The sequence below is a fragment of the Paenibacillus sp. Marseille-Q9583 genome, assembly GCF_976954365.1.
In genome coordinates this window covers 82,088-101,494 of sequence record NZ_CDRJTB010000006.1, presented here as the reverse complement: position 1 = coordinate 101,494, position 19,407 = coordinate 82,088, and the positions used below count along the sequence as shown (strand labels likewise).

Genomic DNA, 19,407 nt, shown 5'->3' with positions numbered 1-19,407 from the left:
GAAGAGAACATGAGCGCCGATGTAAAGGACCGAATTACTGCTGTTCAAGCGACGATCATTCTAGCCAATTATACGATTGCGGCAGGGGTACTTACGCTTCCTCGGACCATTGTAGAGGCCAGTGGTAGTCCAGATGTGTGGATAAGTATTTTTTTAGGGGGAGTAATCTCCTTTCTGTTCGGATTGATCATAGTGAAGCTTAGTCAACAGTTTCCAGGCCAAACTTTCTTTCAGTATATCGGGAAGATCATCGGCAAGCCACTCGGAATGGTTCTGTCAATAGGAGTCATTGGGTATTTTCTCAGTATCGCCGGCTTTGAGATACGTTCGGTGCAGGAGGTGACCTCTTTCTTTCTACTGGAAGGCACACCTCCTTGGGCTATTATGGCTGCTTTTATATGGATCGCCTTCTATTTATGCAGGGGAGGAATTAATGCGATCGCTAGCATGTGCAGACTCATTGTTCCGATTACCTGGACAGTGTTTCTGGGGGTTTGTCTGCTTAGTTTCGAAGTTTTCGACCTCAATAATTTACTTCCAGTACTTGGAGATGGTTTGGAACCCGTGTGGAAAGGGATCAGACCAACCATCCTAACCTTTACAGCTGGAGAAGCAATGCTATTCGTTGTTGCTTTTATGGACAAGCCCCAAAAAGCAGTAAAGGTAATTATAGCCGGAACCTGTATATCGACGATATTTTATGTCCTGGCTGTTGTAGCAACCTTAGGGGCCTTTTCTATAGATGGAGTTCTCACAAGAACCTGGCCGTTTCTCGATCTTGTACGAAGTTTTGAGGTGAACTATCTCATCTTTGAAAGATTTGAGTCGTTGTTGTTAGTGATATGGATTATGCAGATTTTTTGTACCTTTTGTATTGCAATTTATGCAGCGGCTTTAGGATTGTCCCAAGTGATCCATAAAAACTTCAAAAGCTGTTTGTTGGCTACTCTTCCATTTGTTTATGTAGTTTCTAGAATTCCACCAAATGTGAATGCTCTGTTTGCTTTAGGGACAGGTATCGGTGATTCTATGCTTATTCTATTCGGATTGCTTCCATTGCCATTGTTAATTATCACATATTTCCGGAGGGCTGCTTCATGAAAAAATGGCGGTTGTGGATCGTGCTCTCTGTACTATGTTCTCTGTTATCAGGCTGCTGGAGCAGCACACCGATCGAGGAATTAAACATGCAGATTGGTGTTGCACTGGACAGTGCGGAGGAGTCAGGAGGCGAAGAAGTAGCTAATCCGGAAGGTGGGAATGCAAAGCCTACAAAAATAATCAGTACCTATCAATTTACGATTCCGCAGGGGTCGGGAGGAGCTGTTATGAAGTCTTCTGCCAGTTCCTCTTCCTCCTCCTTTAAGAATTACTATAATATGAGTGAAACTAGCGATTCTATCTTTGAAGCGCTACGGCAGCTTTCACTGCGTACTAGACGCACTCCGATAGGCCATCACCTAAAGGTCATTGTGATTAGTGAAAAACTCGCGCGTTCCAATAATCTTACTAAACTAATAGATTTCTTTACTCGGGATAATGATATCCGTCCGAGTGTTATGTTATTTGTCAGCAAGGGAATGGCCAAGGATGTATTGGAAAATGCACTGCCGGGTCAGACTCCTGCGTTTGTACTTGAAGGGATATTCAATAACAGAGACCGTAACATGGGGATATGGGAGCCGGTAACTTTGGCAAAAGTTGCTGGCCCGTTGCAAGGAAAGAAAAGCTTCTTATTGCAAAATGTTATCGCTATTGATCAGGAGACAAAGCTATCGGGAGCAGGTGTAATCAACGGGGAAACGGGGAAGCTTGTTGGTTTTTTGGACGAGTCGGAACTGAAAGGGATGGCTTGGCTGACCGGAAAGGGGCTAGGGGGAGTGCTTAAGACGTATAATCCGGATAACCATGACCTCTTAACCTATGAGGTTAAAACCATGAATAGCAAGATCAAAGCCAATGTGAATAATGGTCAGATCTCTTTTAACGTGAAAATAACATCTACAGGTAGATATGCTGAGGTCTTTGCCGAGAAATCAAAGAAATTACACGACGGAATTGTAAAGAAGGATAAAGCCTTGCTGCAGAAGCGTGTCCTAGAAATGGTGCAAACTACTGTTACAAAGATGCAGAAGGAACTGCATACCGAAGCTGCCGGTTTCGGCACCAGTCTACATAATCAGCATCCAGCCGTATGGCGGAGCGTCAAGGATAACTGGGACGAAACCTTCAGCAAAATTCCAATTACTTATGAAATAAACCTGAATATTGAGGAATACGGCGCATCAGATACAACCGCTGAATAGAAAGATTGTAAAAGATTCAGAGTTACTTCTTTTGATGTGTGAGCGGTATGACATCATTTTGGTGCAGCGCATCGAGTACTTCGGTTTTTAATTGTTCAGTAAAGGTATTCCATGTTTTTTTGCTCGTATTCAGCTCTTCTCGCCCAATAGAATTTAGTGTTTCCAGCCAAAGGTGTTTATCGTTTATCAGCCCGAGCTGATCTTGGATCTGCTTATATATTTCCTCATGGGCATGAAATTTTTGATTTAACGCAAAAGAGGCTGCACTAGCGGTATATCGCAGTTCCTTAGCAGCCATCCTCAGCTCATGCAGTGAGTCGAAGGCTGCTTCTGATTCGGCATCTTGTCCACGAAATATAGCCTTGCAAGCTTTTTTCTTCTGCTCGTAAGCTACCTCAAGTTCGCGCATGACAACGTTGGCATCTTTTTTCGCTAACAGGGCCTCTAGCTGTTCACTTAAGAAAGCTTTCCACTTCTCATCCAGATCTTCATTGATTAGCTTAGGCAGCTCATCGGCCAGCTTCTTACGATAAGTTTTGCGCTTGTCCTTTTGATGGTCGATCACAGCCTTCAACAGTTCTGCTGTCTTTGTATCGCCGTTTTCCTTGGCGTGTTTACGTTTAGCCCTGAACGATTCAATCAGAACATCTGCATCTCTGACCTTGCCTAATCTCTTTTGGGCTTTTTCAAATAGGGGGTATAGCCCTAGAGTATGACCAGGGTCGAGAATGGATAGCAGTGTTAACAGCTTGCGGCAGTTCACTCTTGCCTGGTGAATGTCCTCGTCATCGAATTTGCTAAGTACATCATGGCAGTAATCCCAGAAATCAATATACAGCAGGTTAAGTGCCTGTTCCCATTGTCTTGTCTTGGTTACCTGTCGTTCCTTCATCACTTCCACTGTCATGCGGCATCACTCCTTAACGTTGTGTATAGCATGAACCTAAGGTTCCCCCCTATTCGAGCTGGGGCATGTTCGTATACTATAAGGATAGCGTTATCATAACCTCATTTCAATTCTGATTTCGCACTAGCGAAGCAGATCGATTACAATAATACGGATAATACGGGAAAGAGGGGAATCGGTGGATACTCGGGAGTACGATGCAATAATCAATGGATCTGTTAATAGAAGTAAAGAAGTCATCGGACTTCCTGCGGAAATGGGACTTTTCCAGCATCTAATCTTAAAGGATGACAGGATAGATGCGGAAGCAAAGGGCTTCGGGGAGATGTTGATCCCGTTCGCCTTTGAAGAGACCCTTTGTAGGGATGTCGGAGCGGGACTTGTTCCTCCTAGTCTGCACCTATGGATTCATTCTGGGGGTGTTGTGCTCGGCCTACGGGACAGCAAGCTTCCGTACGCGGCCCAGGCGATGGCTAAGTTGGAGCAGCAAGGCATTCGTACAGCGGTGAGACATTCCGGTGGTGCTGCGGTGCCTCTGGATGATGGAATTGTTAATGTTTCGCTAGTTCTCCCCAAAGGACGTGGAAAGCTGGACTTTCACGATGACTTTAGGCTTCTGGCTTCACTGATCACTGAGGCAGTTGCTATGAGTCATCCACAGGCTGCGGCTCAAATTGAGGCTGGTGAAATTGTTGGTTCTTACTGCCCGGGGGACTTCGATTTGGCGATCGGTGGGCGGAAATTTTGCGGCATTGCTCAGCGCAGACAAAATAATGCCTATTTCGTACATGCATTTGTAGTGGTTTCGGGTTCAGGACAGGGACGTGGTGAACTCATTCATAAATTCTATGAGCAAGCCTCTGGAGGAGACTCAGCATTAGCTTATCCACGGGTTCGTCCAGAGACGATCGCTGGGCTTGGCGAACTAGGTGGACCGAATGCGACTGAAGTATTTGCCGAAGGTATTAGACAAGCATTAGCCCATCGTGGAGTGGTGCTTAAATCCTCTGACAGGCTACAGCAGGAGACCGGATATTTCCTAGACTATGAAGATCCGCGTGTTCTGGATGCTGCGCGAGTTCTGCATGAACGTTATGCCCAAGGATAAATGGATTTTGAGCATCGTTAAGAAGGACGTAACAGAAATCTGGCGAGAGGCCAGACTCTGTTACGTCCTTTTTAAGCATATAAGTCCGGACGTCTGTCTGCAAAAATCGGGATTTGTGCTCGAATTTCACGCACCATATGTAAATCGATATCCCCCGTTAGGATTTCTTCCCCTTCAGAAGCTTCACATAAAACATCTCCCCAAGGATCAATGATCATAGAATGCCCAGCAAAGGTATTGTTAGGATCGCTTCCTGCACGGTTGCAGGCTACTACATAACATTGGTTCTCGATCGCTCGGCTGATCAGTAGTGCACGCCAATGAGATAGCCTGGATAATGGCCATTCTGCACTGATAAACAAGATTTCTGCACCTTGTACGGTATGGGCACGAACCCATTCTGGAAATCGAATATCATAACAGATTAATCCGGCACATAACGTGCCCTCCAATGTGAAGAGGCCTTTGCCTTCTCCAGGCTGCAAATATAGATGTTCATCCATTAGCTGAAACAAATGTAGCTTACTGTATTCACCAACGAGTTCTCCAGTTCGATTAAATACAAACATACGATTAGTTACACCGGAGGCGTTCCTGCTAGCGACTGAACCAGCGACGATATTGATGTTGTATTGTCTGGATAAGCTGGAGATGAATTCCTTGGTAACTTCTCCTTCTGGATCGCCAATATCTTCTAGTCGGGTCAGATCATAGCCAGTGGTCCAAAGCTCAGGGAGAATAAGACAGTCGGGGGCTGTAGCGGCAGCTTCACAAATTTTATTTGCTACAGTAGCATAATTCATATCGGGATTGCCAAATGCTATATCCAGCTGAATCAGGGAGATTCTCATAGGATTCCTCCTTTTTGTTCAAGACTATAGCACCATAAGAGGATAAGCAATGTTGATTTTTAAGAAATGATTTGATATATTAGTTGACGGGTCAATGAATATCAGTTAATATAATTTTATACAAAATAATTGCACGCAATTAATTTTATAAAGGAGGTATATTTTGACGGAGCACTATCCTGAGGAAGACCGCATATTTGAACTGCTTCAGGCATTAAACAAGGGAATCTCTCCGAAATTCGAACGATGTGCTGGGATTAGTCCCACACGGCTTCGCCTCCTGTATGAACTATTCCAGGTGGATGAAGTCAGCCAAATTACACTGCAAAAGGGCATGGACATAGATGCGGCCGCCGTCACTCGGCACTTGAAAGGGATGGAAGAGAGTGGTACGATCACTCGCCGCAACAACCCCGCAGATAACAGGGTTACATTGGTCTCATTAACGGATCAAGGGCGGGAAAGAATGATTCAATATGGCGAAGAGAAGAGACGATTTGTCGCTACTCTGCTTACTGGATTTAACGATCAGGAGCGAAAAGTGCTCATAGATATGCTTAATCGTCTGCAATCTAATATCAATCTGTTGTAACTACCAAAATCACACACTCAAAGGAGAAATACACATATGAACGCTACACAAACACAAACCAATGATTTTAAAGAAATTATTACGGGTCGCCGCTCTATCCGCAAATATGATCCATCCGTTAAGATCAGCAAAGAAGAGATGACTCAGATTCTTACGGAAGCGACTCTTGCACCTTCTTCTGTAAATATGCAGCCTTGGCGGTTTCTTGTTATTGAAAGTGACGAAGCAAAAGCTACTTTAGCTCCTCTTGCTCGCTTTAATGGCGTACAAGTTGAAACCTCTGCAGCTATGATTGCCATCTTCGGTGATTTGAACAATTTCGACTACGCTGAGGAGATTTATGGTACAGCTGTTGAACGTGGACTAATGCCTGCTGAAGTAAAAGAAAACCAATTAACTAGATTAACTGCTCACTTTGCTACCTTGCCACGTGAAGTTAACAAAGATACTGTGCTTATTGATGGTGCTCTTGTTGCAATGCAATTGATGCTGGTTGCCCGTGCACATGGATACGATACAAACCCAATTGGCGGTTATGAAAAAGATCAAATCGCAGAAGCATTTGGCATGGAAAAAGATCGTTATGTTCCTGTAATGTTGCTTTCCATCGGTAAGGCTGTTGATGCAGGTTACCCATCTGTCCGTTTGCCTATCGATAAGATTGCTGAGTGGAAATAATACTTTATACCTTAGGAGGAAAATACAATGATCATTATCCATGCAGTACTTAAAGTGAATCCAGAACGTCGCGAGCAGTTTTTGGCGGAGTCCAAAACACTTCTCACAGCTACTCACGCTGAAGAAGGAAATCTCTCTTACGAGCTGTATGAGAATGCCGGAGAAGCGAACTCATTTATTATGGTGGAGACTTGGCGTGACGCTGAAGCCGTATCCAGCCACAATACGAGCGCTCATTTTACCGCGTTCTCAGCTAAAGCTGGTGAATTCTTGGCTGCGCCACTAGACGTAAAAGTATTTAGCGCAGAGCAAGTGAAATAAATTATCTCGATTCTTAGTGAATCCTGGTTGATCTTAAACAGGGATGTTCCATAGCCATAATGGCTGAGGGGCATTCCTGTTTTTTTATGTTCCCCGTTTATATGGAGGAGTTCAAGGGTATCTATCCTTACCTTGATACATGTGCACTCACAATAAAGATAGGGGATCTTACATATGGAAATACAGAAAAATATGATCGATATGGTGAACTATTATTTATCAGGAGGTTCACTTGTCTGCATTATGGGCGAAGCAGGAGAAGAGGCGGAGCGCAGACTAATGGGGATCGATCTGGAGGCGGCTAGAGCATACCGACAGTCCATTGGCGGAGTCATTACGGAGGGGCAGCAGCTATTTCAGGTTCCTGGCTTTAGCCCAAGATTGCTGGGGCAACTTACTGAAGTATTAGACAGATTAGATTCAGACAAGCTAAAAGCTCTGGCCCCACAAACCACATGGAATAACCAAGTAGATCCTTACGTGAATGGACCCGAGTGCCTAGGGATGATACTAGAAGAAATAAAGAAGGCACAGCATTATATTCACCTGTCCGTGATGCTCTTCTTTAATGACCGTTCAGGCAATCTGGTTGCAGATGAATTATTTCACGCCCTTAAACGTGGGGTGAAGGTACGGATCATGGTCAATTACACGCTGACAGCTTTAGGGTATGAGAATAATCTGGCGTTTGGTCAATTTTCCAAGATTTCTGAAAGGCTCGAGGATGCAGGAGCTAAGCTGTTGAATACCTTCAATTCTTATTATACAGCCGTAGAATGGCGTATGAAGCGGAAGGCGCTGAAGCAACAAGGCGTACCGGAAAGTATCCTGTTCTTACAGGATAAAGTACAAGAGGACGTTGAAATCACTAGGCTGAATGTCATTGATCACCGGAAGTTTATGGTCATTGATGGGGTAACCTCTATTATTGGCAGCCTGAATATTGGAGATCAATACACGTACGTGACGCCTGTTCAGGCATCTTCCTCGATCAGTATAGATGGACATCTACAGGGGATTCCTAGTAAAAAAGAGGAGTGGCATGATGGCTGCTTCCGGATCCGTGGCGCGGCGGCGCAGCCTTTAAATGCTAAGTTTCATTCCCGTTGGTTACTTCTGGGAGGTGATCATTTTGACGTGGATGATGCCTTCTACCATCCGAATGTAAATTATCATTTTGGGGAGGAAGAATGTACACTGTTTGCAAGCTTTCCGGGTAATCCAGTTAACTTAATTCAGCAATACTATTTGAACTTAATTACCTATGCGACTGAGGAGACGGTGATTGTAAATCCTTATTTGATTGATCAAGAGTTTTGGGATCGGCTAGGGGAGCTGGGGCCAGACTGTTCCTGTCATCTGAGCATCTGCAATCCGCTGAAGGTTAATGATCATCCTACCAATACTGCGGCGGTACGAGGCAATATGTATAAGCCGTTTCTCAATGGGGTTTCCTTTTATGATTACAGCTTCACAGGTCGTTTTTCACATTGGAAAATAGCCTATGACCACAGATCACGGGCGGTATTTCATGGCTCCTACAACATCAATGAGAGAAGCGCCTGCCACGATTTCGAGCTGGGAATGCTGGTGAAAGGGGAGGCCTTCGCAGCGCGGATAAAGTCTATGATCGATTATGATCTGGGTGTCTCACGGAGAATTACGAAGAAAAGTGAGTTCTTTAAGCATCCTTGGCTGCATCCTAGTATGTATCTGAACAAGGTTACTCAGAATTACACTTGATAATATCGGTTCATTGTCATGTATAATGATCGTTATAAATTATCAAGGTGGAATAATAGCTATGAAAATCAAAATTACAAAGAGTGGTATGAAAAAGGATGAGGTATTCTTTCGCACAGAGTTTGGCGAGGGTCGGGGGATCTGGTGCGGAGCTCCTGTGGAGCCAGATACGGAAACAGATGTGGAATTCGAGCTTTCGGAGCTGCTGATGAGATGGGTGGATATTCTGCCTGTACCTACTAGTGAGTTCAATACAAGGTTAGAGGGAGATAAGGTTGTTTTTACCGGTGTGCTGGAGAATATTGAAGAGGACGGAACAGGATTTTTGCGAATAGGTGAAAGTTTAGTGATGTTCGAGTGTCTCGGTGAGCCTATGGCGCTTGGTGTGTTTGTAGAAGTACAGGTTCGTAATGTGAGCATCTACCCCTTGAGTATTTGACGCTTATCAGGGACTAAGATAACATACAAAGATGACATTAGAATCAGAAGTAAGCTATGAGGAGTAGAAGTCTATGAACACCGAAATTCAGCAATTTAAGACCGAATTCTTCAAGGCGCTGGCTCATCCAATGCGAATTCGTATACTGGAACTGCTCAGCGAAGGTGAGAAGAATGTGAATGAGCTACAAGCCATTCTAGGATCAGAAGGTTCTGCTGTATCCCAGCAGTTAGCTGTTTTACGCGCTAAGAATGTAGTAGCCAGTGTAAAAGAAGGTACCACTGTGATCTATTCGTTACGTGATCCTCTAATTAAAGATCTTCTGGTCGTAGCTAAACAAATATTTGATAACCATCTGGTGAATACCATTTCATTGCTCGAAGGTATGCGCGGAGAATAAAGGAATAACATTATTTTGGCGTTGACAACAGTTGCGTCCTAGAGTAATGTTTTTCTTATATTCAAATAATCAGATATTTAAAGAAAAGAAGGTTTGATCATGACAGGGTGGGGCCGATATAAAGGCTACAACATGAATGCATTTCGCAAGGATTTGATTTCGGGAACAATCGTTGGTGTTATTGCCATTCCTTTGGGGATGGCATTTGCTATTGCATCTGGTGTAAAACCGGAGTATGGCATTTACACGACAATCGTTGCCGGAATATGTATTTCATTGTTCGGAGGATCAAAATTTCAAATTGGTGGGCCAACAGGTGCTTTTATTCCTATCTTGTTTGCCATTGCGATGGAGTATGGCTATGAGAACTTGCTTATCGCTGGAATGATGGCAGGGGTTATTCTAGTTCTCATGGGGTTATTAAAGCTGGGTGTATTGATTAAGTTTATTCCAAGGCCAGTAACGATTGGTTTCACAGCAGGAATAGCAGTCATTATCTTCACCGGGCAGATTGCTAATTTCCTTGGACTAAGGAATATAGAACGGCATGAGAGCTTTGTAAATAATATGAAAGAAATAGGGCTTCATCTATCGACGATGAATGGATACAGTATTCTGACCGCCGTGATTTGTCTTGCCGTCGTTATCCTAGCAATTCGATTCGCCCCGAAGGTGCCTGGATCATTGATAGGTCTTCTGTGCGCGACTGTGATTGCTGTGTTATTCTTTAGCGGCAAAGTGACTACGATTGGCTCTGCTTACGGAGAAATCCCAAATACCTTACCGAGCTTTCGATTTCCGGACATTACTTGGGAACGAATTACCCTGCTAATTCGTCCGGCATTTATCATTGCAATGCTAGGTGCTATAGAGTCATTGTTATCCGCTGTTGTAGCGGATGGAATGACAGGCAGCCGCCATAATAGTAACCGAGAGCTGATCGGTCAGGGGATCGCAAATATTGCTGCTCCATTGTTCGGGGGCATACCAGCGACAGGAGCAATTGCTAGAACAGCGACGAACATCAAGAGTGGCGCTGTTTCTCCGATCTCGGGGATCGTTCATGGTGTTGTGGTATTTCTAATTCTCCTGTTGTTCGCACCCTATGCTTCCAGTATTCCTTTAGCTGCGATGGCACCGATCTTAATGGTAGTAGCTTGGAATATGAGTGAGCGCAAAGAGTTCCTCCATCTGCTTAAGATCAAGACCGGCGATTCCTTGGTGTTATTCATCACCTTCTTGTTAACGATATTTGCAGATTTAACGCTGGCAGTAGAGGTAGGATTAATTCTTGCGGTTATTCTGTTTGTGAAACGAATGGGAGAGGTTCATTTGGTAGCCAAAGTGCTGCCTGATCCGAAGTCTGTTAAGGTAGAGGCACATATGGTTACGGAGAGTCATGACTGTCCGCAAATTGGAATTTACACGGTGGAAGGTCCGCTGTTTTTTGGCGCTGCTTATCGATTCGATGACACTATGCCAAGCTATGGCTCAGATCAACCTAGAATTATATTAATGCGGATGGGGAAAGTACCCTTCATGGATACTACCGGAGAATCCAATTTAGCAGAGCTGGTGCGGCATTTACAAGCCGTTGGAGGGAAACTTATGATCTCAGGTATTCAGCCACAGCCGCTTGAGCTACTCAAGAGAACTGGACTGTATAGTACCATAGGTGAGGCTCAGTTTTATCCGCACACCGGGGAAGCCATTAATGACGCACTTATCAGCATCGATTACAACAAGTGTATTGGATGTAGCCATGCTGCTTTTAGGGAGTGTACAGCATTCTCCTGTCTGGAAGAGGCGGGAAGTGTGCGCGGTCTTAAAGGGCGTAAGAAACCTGTAATTGCACCTGAACTAAATAGTGGTCTTTGAGTGAAATAGATAAGAGTCAGCCCGGACGTTTCTGCGTCCGGGTTTTTGGTTCAGATATAAGAAGTATAAGTTTCACACTATACATTCTCCTTTTATTTCTCGCTTAAACGCTTATCGTCCTAATAAGGACGACAAAGGCGTTTATACTTGAGATTGGACTTGGGAATGCCAAATTTGTACAATTGGGTATAAGTTAAATGTAAACTATCTCGATAAGGAGAATATAGGCTCATGAAGGAATTGCATTATCCGAAGGTGTTTATGCTCTTGGCAGGTCTGTCTGTGGCGACATTGGCCGTATATCGTGTAGTGTCACTACAGACGGATTCGTTTTATGCATTTTTACTCTGGAATTTATTCCTGGCTTGGATTCCGTTCCTGTTCTCGATGGCTGCTTATGAACTGGATAAAAGGAAGATAGGCGGATTGCTGCTTGTTCCGCTAGGCGTCGCTTGGCTGCTGTTCTTTCCGAACGCGCCTTATCTCATGACGGATCTGGTGCATCTGACGATAAGAAAAAGCAGATATATCGTGGATGGCACCATTCAGAATCGGTATTGGTATGATTTGGTTACTCTCTTATTGTTCACTTGGAGCGGCTGGTTGACCGGGTTCTTCTCTTTATACCAGTTTCAGACGGTTGTTTATCGCAAGAGCAGCCTGCTGTTCTCTTGGATATTCGTACTCGCAGCATGTGTACTTGGGGGGTATGGTGTCCTGCTTGGCCGAGTCTACAGGCTGAATAGCTGGGACGTACTGACGGACCGGCATCAGTTGTACCAACTGGTTATAGACAGCTTGAATCGACAGTCGGTATTTTTTAGCTTGTTCATAGCGTTTGTATTGCTGGTTATCTACGCTACGATGTACTGTTTGCTGAATGGTCTAGGAACCAGTGAAAGAGGAAGGGGCGCTAAGCGCATACGTGGTTAATCCATAAATTCGGGATCAAATTGGTATTGCTTCAGGTCTACCACACCTTTTTCATTAAAAATAATCCCTTCTTCCTGCAAATAAAGCTTCTGGAGGGAGTTAGATTCATCTTCAGTCAAGGCGATCATTCCTTTGGCGTTGATAACCCGATGCCAGGGAAGTTTATATTTTCTACTCATGGAGTGAAGGATACGAACTACCTGCCTAGCGCCTCTTGGGCTTCCTGCCGCGCGGGCAACGCCTCCGTAAGTCATTACTTTACCTTCAGGTATAGATTGTATGATACGAATCACTTGTTCTGTAAATGGTGTCATAGGGAGCTCCTATCTCTTATTTTCATCAAATTATACCAGATGATCACTGCAATCATAAACAATCAACAAAACCGCTGCTAAAGCGGTTTTTTTTATTTTAACGGATGGAACTTATTCTCCTTTGTGAAGAAGTTGATCCCTTTACAGTATAATTTTGGCGGATAGTATTTAGTGAGACGGGGGATAATTTCTAGGAAACCTATTGTGACAGGAGTGACTACTGTGGAGAAACAATCAGCACAGGGGATCAGTAACAACTCTCAAAATAACGATAAGTCTGGGCAGACTCCCAGTACGTCACTAGATGAAATGATGAATCTGTTTCGGCAAATATTCAAGGATGATGGAACACTTAGAATAAGAGTGATAAATAATATCCATAGTGACGGCATCCGCTGCGGATTGGTCTATGTAGACGGAATGGTAGACAGGGAAATGATCCAGTACGGGGTGATAAAGCCTCTTATGGATTTTGATTTTACGGCGATGGATAGCGGGAATACAGCTGAAATGATGGAGAAAATTCGGACGCTGGTTATTAACATTAGCGATGTGGTTTGCTCTACGAGTTTGGATGAGATGGTTAGCGCGGTCGTAGCTGGAAAAACATTGTTTCTGATGGATGGCTTTGCGGGTGCGCTTAACATTAGTGCGCAGGGGTGGGAAACGAAGGCCATCGCGGAGCCTGTGACGGAAAAAAGTGTAAAGGGTCCGCGAGAAGGATTTACAGAGTCTCTGCTTGTAAACTTGACGCTCATTCGCCGAAGAGTGCAAAGTCCGGACTTAAAGATTATTTATGGTCAAGTCGGGACTCGCTCCAAAACACAAACTTGTATTTGTTATATCGAAGGTTTGGCCTCACCAGATGTTATTAAAGAGCTGCAGAACCGAGTTCAGCAGGTGGACATAGATGTTGTATTGGATACGTCTGTTCTTTCAGAGCTTATTCGGGATGAACCCTTTTCACCCTTTGAGATGACGGGGAGCACAGAGCGACCTGATTCTGTAGTGAGCAAAATTATGGAGGGTAGAGTTGCCTTATTAATGGAAGGCAGTCCTTATGCAATGACAGTGCCCTATTTGTTTGTAGAGAATTTTCAGGCCAGTGCTGATTATTATATTAACTATTACTTTGGTTCATTTAACCGAATGATAAGGGTACTTGGAGCTTTTTTGTCTATTAGTATTCCTGCTTTGTACGTAGCTTTGGTTACTTATAGCCAGGAGATGTTGCCTACCATGTTGTTGCTTAGTATTTCAACATCGAGAGTAGCCGTCCCCTTTCCGACTGTGGTGGAGGTCTTGTTCATGCTAACGATATTTGAAATTCTGCGAGAGGCAGGAGAACGAATACCGACCTACATTGGTCAGGCGATTAGCATCGTAGGTGCGCTAGTGCTGGGTCAGGCGGCTGTGGAAGCGAGAATAGTTAGCGCACCTATGATTATTGTTGTGGGTTTAACCGGAATTATGGCTTTGCTTAACCCTAGGCTGACGGGCCCTTTAATTGTAGTAAGGTCGCTACTGCTGTTTGCAACCTTTTTTTTGGGATTATACGGGTATTTCTTAGGTGTGATCGGTTTAATTATTCATTTGATGAGTTTACGTTCCTTTGGGGTTCAGTACATGCTTGGAGTTGGTTCTATTCGCCCGCAGGACATTAAGGATACAGCTATAAGGGCGCCGTGGTGGCATATGTATTTACGTCCAGCGATGATTGGGGCGCGTAACCGAAAGAGAAAAGCGACAAATAAAGTAAGGAATCGGTCATGAAAAAAATCAAAAAAGGGTTGCTAGCTTGTATATCGCTATTACTTCTGGTCAGTATCTTGGGCTGTTGGGATTACACTGAAATTGAAGATAGGGCGGTTGTAGCAGGCATTGGCATCGATAAAGATTCTGACGGGAAGCTATTAGCAACGGTCGAAATCGTGGATACGAAAGAGGGGATGAAGTCTAGTCAAGCGGGATATAAGATGGTTAGTCTTTCAGGTAAAACGTTGTTTGAAATTGTGCGAAGTATGATTTCAATCACGGGAAAGAAATTATTTTGGAGCCATTCCAAGGCGATCATTATCAGTGAGGAGGTAGCGAAGGAAGGGGTTGTAAAGGTGATTGATTGGTACAACAGAGATACAGAAACTCGATCGGATGTATACGTGTTTATTTCTAAGGAGAAGACGGCTCAGGAAGTAATTAATTTAAATAGCTCAACAGAAACTATTATGTCTTATGGTCTTGCTCAGCAGATGGCAATTGAACAAAATGTAAGTACGGCCCCGGTTGTGGAGATTTGGGACTTCATTGAAAAGCTGGAGACGCCCGGGGATTGTGCGATAGCTCCTCTTATTTATATTCACGAAAAAAACGGGCAGAAGAATCCACGTGTTAGTGGAACTGCTATATTCAAAATGGACAAGATGGTTGGCAAATTGAGTGGCGAAGAGACCAAGTCCATGTTGTTTATTAAAGATGATATAAAGGGTGGGGTGTTAACCGTGAATAACGAAAAGGGAGCCCCTGATTACACGCTTGAAATTTTTTCCAATAAAACAAAAGTAAGGCCTGTTTGGGTAAACGGTAAGCTCCAATTACAGATAAATATGGTCACACATACCGGGCTTGATGAGGTAATGACTACTGAAGGATTCACTAGTCTGAATAGTAAGAATGTTATAGAGAAGCGTGCCGCTAAGGAATTACAGAAGAATATTCTCTCTGTAATTAAAAAGGTGCAGCAGGAATATCATTCCGATATTTTTGGATTCGGTGAGATTATCTTTGAGAATATGCCTAAGACCTGGACCGAGTTAGATAAAGATTGGGAGCGGGAATTCTCTAATCTAGATGTGGTTGTAAATTCAACAGTAATTATTGAGAGCAGTGCTCAAAACTCAAGATCTATCCAGATCCATCAAGAATAGGTGATTAAATTGGCTGTTATCGTTGTGTTGATCTACTTTTTTGTTGTATTGATGGATCCTTACGGATTGTTAAAGCAAGGGATGAAACGGGATTTTTATGTGAGTTGTACACTATGTCTGTTTTCTTTCTGTATTGCTTTTGCATTGGCCATGAAATGGCAGCTTCCTAGTCCATCACCTTTAATTGTAAGCTGGATCAGCAAGTTATTTTAGTTACAAGTCTAAGAGGAGATTTAAGCATGAAAAAAGAGATCATACCTACAGGGCATTCTATAAGTATTGTTGTTCTATTTATTATTGGGACTTCACTATTCATGGGACTGCCGGGGAAATCGGGCAACAGCAGCTGGATTGCTCTGCTTTTTGCCATATCGTTAACGGTTCCCCTGCTGTTTATATACGCCAGATTTCATGTGCTTTTTCCGGGTAAGAATCTATTTGATATATTGACCATCGTATTTGGATCTATCTTTGGGAGAGTAGTTTCTTGTATGTATATATGGTACGCGCTGCATATGGGGGCCCTCGTTCTACGGAATTTTGGGGAATTTAGTAAAACGGTTGCCTTGACAGAGACGCCTATGATTGCACCCATGTTATGCGTGGGCTTGTTATGTATTTGGGTGGTTAAGGCAGGAATTGAGGTGATTGGGAGATGTGCTAAGCTATTTCTGCTGCTTCTTTTAGCTGAGATTTTGTTTATTGAAATCTTAGCCATTCCCAAGCTCAATTATCATTATTTAAAGCCTTTTCTTGACAGTGGATGGTCACCAATATTTGCAGATACATTTGGATCATTTACTTTTCCTTTTGCTGAAATTGTTCTTTTTATGGGAGTGTTTAGTCATTTACCGGCAAAAGAATCAGCTAAAAAGATACTGCTAAGCGGGTTGCTGATTTCTGGTGGGGTGATTTTGCTCGTTTCTCTGCGGAATTTACTGATTCTCAATCCTGATATTGTTCAAAGTTTATACTTCCCCTCTTATGTAGCGGTTAGTCGGATTAATATAGGGGATTTTTTGACCCGGATGGAGGCATCATCAGCACTTGGATTTGTAATCACGATATTCATAAAGGCTAGCTTATGTTTATATGTGGCTAGTGTTGGAGTCGCTAAATTATTTAAACTGAAGAGCTACCGTTCCGTTGTGCTTCAGCTGGGATTGATTATGGTTTATTTCTCTCTATTTATCTTTAAGGATATTATGGAGATGCAGCATTTTGCCTATACTATTTATCCAATATATGCGCTTCCATTTCAGGTGATCATTCCGTTGATACTGTGGGTTTGTGCTGAAATTAAGGTTAGTAAAAGTAAAAATAAGCAGGTGGCATCCCAGCAATAGACCTACTTTCGAACATTCCTGATCTCTAGTAAAGATTGGGGATTCTTTGATTTTAAAACTAAACATAAGTTAGCTATAATGATAGATATATATAGAATGGTTGTTTTAGAAAAGAGGGAAACAGGTATGAACGTCAGCAACATCATTATGTCCTCTTATTGGGGTAGAGAGGTTAGACATAAATATATTACTCAAGGATCTAAGGCATTGGCTGTTATTTTTCCAGGTAAAAACTACTCGGCTGAACGCCCCCTGCTAGATTATGCAGCCAAAGCAGCTCGGGAACATCATTGCGATGTCCTGCTGCTTGAATATGGCTACCAGAGTGCTAGAGTAGGTTTTAAGCGTGATGAAATGATTATTCTCATTCAGGAATGTAAGGCGGCCATTGCATCTCTTCCTGAATACAAAAAGATTCTATTCATTAGCAAAAGCGTGGGTTCGGTCCTAGCAGGGAGAATTGCAGAAGAGCTGGAAATACAGAAAAAGACGTCTCATTTATATATAACCCCATTACCTGAGGCGATCCCTTTGATACAGCAGAGTCGTGGGACTGTAATTTATGGGGGAAGCGACCCTTTATTTAGCGAACAGCTTTCTAGTGAAATTAGTGGGCTTCATCATTTAAAAGTGTATAGAATCGATGATGCTAATCATAGCCTTGAGGTAGAGCAGGTCAACGAGTCACTAGCCATTCTGCTTGTTATTATTAATTTTTATCATGAATTTTTCCGTGATGCTTTAAATACATAACCTTTGGAGGATGCTGATTATGATTTTGGAAGCTGCGATGCTGCAAGTGAAGCCTGGTTTAACTACTGAATTTGAAAAAAGCTTCAAGGAGGCATCAAGCTTAATTTCTTCGATCGAAGGCTACATTGGGCATGAATTGCAACATTGCTTGGAGGATGATCATAAGTATCTGCTGCTTGTGAAATGGAGAACACTTGAAGATCACACCATAGGATTCAGAGAATCCAGCCAGTATCAGGAATGGAAGGCGCTACTTCACCATTACTACGACCCATTTCCGGTTGTTGAGCATTTTACCCGCATTAATCTGGACTAAATGGAGGCTGCCGAATGAAGGCGAAGCTTGTTGGGAAAGGCAGAACAGCGGAGATTTGGCAGCATGATGATCAGAGAATTCTTAAATTGTACCTAGAGGATGTTTCAGAGCAGAATATTAGCCGAGAATATAAGACCAGTCAGTTTGTGCACTCGCAGGGCGTCCGGACACCACAGCCATTTGAACTTATTTCTGAACAATCAAGACAAGGTATTGTATTTCAACAAATTAAAGGTCCCTCCCTGCTAAAGGTGATGGGTGAGAAGCCTTGGAAAGTTAGTAAGTATGCCAGAATGATGGCTAGGCTTCACTACGATTTGCATAAGCTTGAAATTACTGAGGAAATTGGACAGCAGAAGGATATGTTGAAGTGGAATATCATGGGGGCTCCAATGCTTCGTGAAGATGAGAAGTCAGCCATCCTGAGCTATCTGGAGAAGTTACCACAAGGAACCTATTTATGTCATGGAGATTTCCATCCTGACAATGTACTTATGGATGATCAGCTCTGGGTAATCGACTGGATGACAGGTGTGGTGGGAGAACCAGCGGCCGATGCTGCGCGATCTGTAGTGATGTTCAGTATGGGAGCCATGCCCCCTGGAGCCTCTGCCTTATCAAGAATGATGATAGGTTTTATTAGAAAGAAATTAACCAAGGGATACATTCGGGAGTATCTCCATTTATCAGGTCTCACCTATGAGGATGTAGACCGCTGGATTTTGCCAATCGCTGCCGCGCGTCTGGTGGAAGGACTTCCGCCACCGGAGAAGGAGCTTCTAGTAAAAGAAGTGCGTAAACGTCTGCAGACCTTAACCGTGGGACTAACTTGATCATAACAAGAAACGGAGCGTATTCCATGACTACCTATATTGCGCTGCTGCGTGGCATTAACGTCGGTGGCAACAAAATTATTAAAATGTTGGACCTGAAGGCGATGTTTCAGACTCTTGGATTTGAAAATGTACGAACGTATATTCAGAGCGGAAATGTTGTATTTGAGAGTGATGAAGGTTCGGAGAGTCTGCTTACTGGAGTCATTGAACGTAAGATTCATGAGGTTTTTGGATTCGAGGTCTCTGTTATTATCCGTACCTTAGCAGAAATGGAGAACGTGATCGCTAACGATCCCTTTCAGCTCTCCGAGCCAGAGGAATTCAAAAGATGGTATGTTACTTTTTTACCAGCCGAGCCTTCAGCGGAAGCATTGGATAAACTGCGCACCTACGAGAATGGACCGGATAAAGTGCGTTTTGTCGGCAGAGAGATATATATATTATATGAGGTCAGTGTGAGCCAGTCGCCGCTTTTCAAGGTTCCTTTTGATAGAATATTGGGTATGACGATTACAGCACGTAATTGGAATACGGTGAATAAGCTCGTTATTATGGGCAGGATGGAATAGTCTATTTTAAAATATTTGCTTGGGTTGGGATTTGAACAGAAAGCCTCCATAATTGGGGGGCTTTTTTTGCGTTCTGGCGGCCTTGTATATTCAGCAAACATTCAGCTTGGACTCATTGAGAGTTAAGGTAAGGGTGAAATAATACACCTACAGAAAGTTTGAACCGGGGGCACAGAACTGCCGGAATTATAGA

General features: G+C 43.3%; 21 protein-coding genes. 18 read left to right on the top strand and 3 right to left on the bottom strand.

Going from position 1 to position 19,407, the window contains the following annotated elements; all coding sequences use genetic code 11:
- Positions 1-9: 9 nt before the first annotated feature.
- The gene (locus ACWNM1_RS05005; RefSeq protein WP_449600147.1) at positions 10-1,101 is read left to right on the top strand and encodes a GerAB/ArcD/ProY family transporter; all 1,092 of its coding nucleotides are present in this window, start codon (positions 10-12) and stop codon (positions 1,099-1,101) included.
- Entirely contained in the window at positions 1,098-2,306 is a 1,209-nt protein-coding gene (locus ACWNM1_RS05000; protein WP_449600146.1) for a Ger(x)C family spore germination protein, read from the top strand. The genes ACWNM1_RS05005 and ACWNM1_RS05000 overlap by 4 nt, the downstream gene beginning before the upstream one ends.
- 22 nt (positions 2,307-2,328) lie before the next feature.
- On the opposite strand, the gene ACWNM1_RS04995 is transcribed toward ACWNM1_RS05000, so the two are convergent.
- The gene (locus ACWNM1_RS04995; RefSeq protein ID WP_449600145.1) at positions 2,329-3,213 is read right to left on the bottom strand and encodes a CHAD domain-containing protein; all 885 of its coding nucleotides are present in this window, start codon (positions 3,211-3,213) and stop codon (positions 2,329-2,331) included.
- A 178-nt stretch (positions 3,214-3,391) separates the two neighbouring features.
- Here ACWNM1_RS04995 and ACWNM1_RS04990 point away from each other — a divergent pair, with 178 nt between their 5' ends.
- Complete coding sequence (locus tag ACWNM1_RS04990; protein WP_449600144.1) at positions 3,392-4,321, top strand: lipoate--protein ligase family protein; 930 nt, start codon at positions 3,392-3,394, stop codon at positions 4,319-4,321.
- Between the two features lie 71 nt (positions 4,322-4,392).
- On the opposite strand, the gene ACWNM1_RS04985 is transcribed toward ACWNM1_RS04990, so the two are convergent.
- Positions 4,393-5,172: a carbon-nitrogen family hydrolase gene (locus ACWNM1_RS04985; RefSeq protein ID WP_449600143.1), complete on the bottom strand. Its 780-nt coding sequence runs from the start codon at positions 5,170-5,172 to the stop codon at positions 4,393-4,395.
- Positions 5,173-5,335: 163 nt separating this feature from the next.
- On the opposite strand from ACWNM1_RS04985, the gene ACWNM1_RS04980 reads away from it, so the two are divergent.
- From ACWNM1_RS04980 to ACWNM1_RS04945, 8 genes are all read left to right on the top strand, one after another.
- The gene (locus tag ACWNM1_RS04980; protein ID WP_449600142.1) at positions 5,336-5,764 is read left to right on the top strand and encodes a MarR family winged helix-turn-helix transcriptional regulator; all 429 of its coding nucleotides are present in this window, start codon (positions 5,336-5,338) and stop codon (positions 5,762-5,764) included.
- A 36-nt stretch (positions 5,765-5,800) separates the two neighbouring features.
- Positions 5,801-6,442, top strand: a complete 642-nt coding sequence (locus ACWNM1_RS04975) for a nitroreductase family protein (RefSeq protein ID WP_449600141.1) — start codon at positions 5,801-5,803, stop codon at positions 6,440-6,442.
- Between the two features lie 27 nt (positions 6,443-6,469).
- A complete protein-coding gene (locus tag ACWNM1_RS04970) occupies positions 6,470-6,763 on the top strand; it encodes a putative quinol monooxygenase (protein ID WP_042184585.1) in 294 nt (97 codons plus the stop codon).
- A gap of 174 nt (positions 6,764-6,937) precedes the next feature.
- Positions 6,938-8,506 carry a phospholipase D-like domain-containing protein gene (locus tag ACWNM1_RS04965; protein WP_449600140.1) on the top strand — a complete coding sequence of 523 codons (1,569 nt, stop codon included), beginning with the start codon at positions 6,938-6,940 and terminating at the stop codon, positions 8,504-8,506.
- Positions 8,507-8,567: 61 nt separating this feature from the next.
- On the top strand, positions 8,568-8,945 hold the full coding sequence (locus ACWNM1_RS04960; protein WP_076300153.1) for a hypothetical protein: 378 nt from the start codon (positions 8,568-8,570) through the stop codon (positions 8,943-8,945).
- 73 nt (positions 8,946-9,018) lie between these two features.
- Positions 9,019-9,345, top strand: coding sequence for an ArsR/SmtB family transcription factor (locus ACWNM1_RS04955; RefSeq protein ID WP_042123860.1), 327 nt, complete (start codon positions 9,019-9,021; stop codon positions 9,343-9,345).
- A 99-nt stretch (positions 9,346-9,444) separates the two neighbouring features.
- The gene (locus tag ACWNM1_RS04950) at positions 9,445-11,223 is read left to right on the top strand and encodes a SulP family inorganic anion transporter (RefSeq protein ID WP_449600139.1); all 1,779 of its coding nucleotides are present in this window, start codon (positions 9,445-9,447) and stop codon (positions 11,221-11,223) included.
- Positions 11,224-11,454: 231 nt separating this feature from the next.
- Positions 11,455-12,156, top strand: coding sequence for a DUF1361 domain-containing protein (locus ACWNM1_RS04945; protein ID WP_449600138.1), 702 nt, complete (start codon positions 11,455-11,457; stop codon positions 12,154-12,156).
- On the opposite strand, the gene ACWNM1_RS04940 is transcribed toward ACWNM1_RS04945, so the two are convergent.
- On the bottom strand, positions 12,153-12,470 hold the full coding sequence (locus tag ACWNM1_RS04940; RefSeq protein WP_042184593.1) for an MGMT family protein: 318 nt from the start codon (positions 12,468-12,470) through the stop codon (positions 12,153-12,155). The two genes, ACWNM1_RS04945 and ACWNM1_RS04940, sit on opposite strands and share 4 nt — an antisense overlap.
- 222 nt (positions 12,471-12,692) lie before the next feature.
- Here ACWNM1_RS04940 and ACWNM1_RS04935 point away from each other — a divergent pair, with 222 nt between their 5' ends.
- The 7 genes from ACWNM1_RS04935 to ACWNM1_RS04905 all read left to right on the top strand — a co-directional run bounded on the left by ACWNM1_RS04935 (position 12,693) and on the right by ACWNM1_RS04905 (position 19,214).
- Positions 12,693-14,243 (top strand): spore germination protein, encoded by a 1,551-nt coding sequence (locus ACWNM1_RS04935; RefSeq protein WP_449600137.1) that lies wholly within the window; start codon positions 12,693-12,695, stop codon positions 14,241-14,243.
- Positions 14,240-15,394, top strand: coding sequence for a Ger(x)C family spore germination protein (locus ACWNM1_RS04930; protein ID WP_449600136.1), 1,155 nt, complete (start codon positions 14,240-14,242; stop codon positions 15,392-15,394). Before ACWNM1_RS04935 ends, ACWNM1_RS04930 begins: the two co-directional genes overlap by 4 nt.
- Before the next feature lie 239 nt (positions 15,395-15,633).
- On the top strand, positions 15,634-16,740 hold the full coding sequence (locus ACWNM1_RS04925; protein WP_449600135.1) for a GerAB/ArcD/ProY family transporter: 1,107 nt from the start codon (positions 15,634-15,636) through the stop codon (positions 16,738-16,740).
- A 126-nt stretch (positions 16,741-16,866) separates the two neighbouring features.
- Positions 16,867-17,493 (top strand): hypothetical protein, encoded by a 627-nt coding sequence (locus ACWNM1_RS04920; protein ID WP_449600134.1) that lies wholly within the window; start codon positions 16,867-16,869, stop codon positions 17,491-17,493.
- 19 nt (positions 17,494-17,512) lie between these two features.
- Positions 17,513-17,809: an antibiotic biosynthesis monooxygenase family protein gene (locus tag ACWNM1_RS04915; RefSeq protein ID WP_042184604.1), complete on the top strand. Its 297-nt coding sequence runs from the start codon at positions 17,513-17,515 to the stop codon at positions 17,807-17,809.
- Positions 17,810-17,823: 14 nt separating this feature from the next.
- On the top strand, positions 17,824-18,642 hold the full coding sequence (locus ACWNM1_RS04910; protein WP_449600133.1) for a phosphotransferase family protein: 819 nt from the start codon (positions 17,824-17,826) through the stop codon (positions 18,640-18,642).
- Positions 18,643-18,668: 26 nt separating this feature from the next.
- Positions 18,669-19,214 carry a DUF1697 domain-containing protein gene (locus ACWNM1_RS04905; protein WP_449600132.1) on the top strand — a complete coding sequence of 182 codons (546 nt, stop codon included), beginning with the start codon at positions 18,669-18,671 and terminating at the stop codon, positions 19,212-19,214.
- Positions 19,215-19,407: the final 193 nt, after the last annotated feature.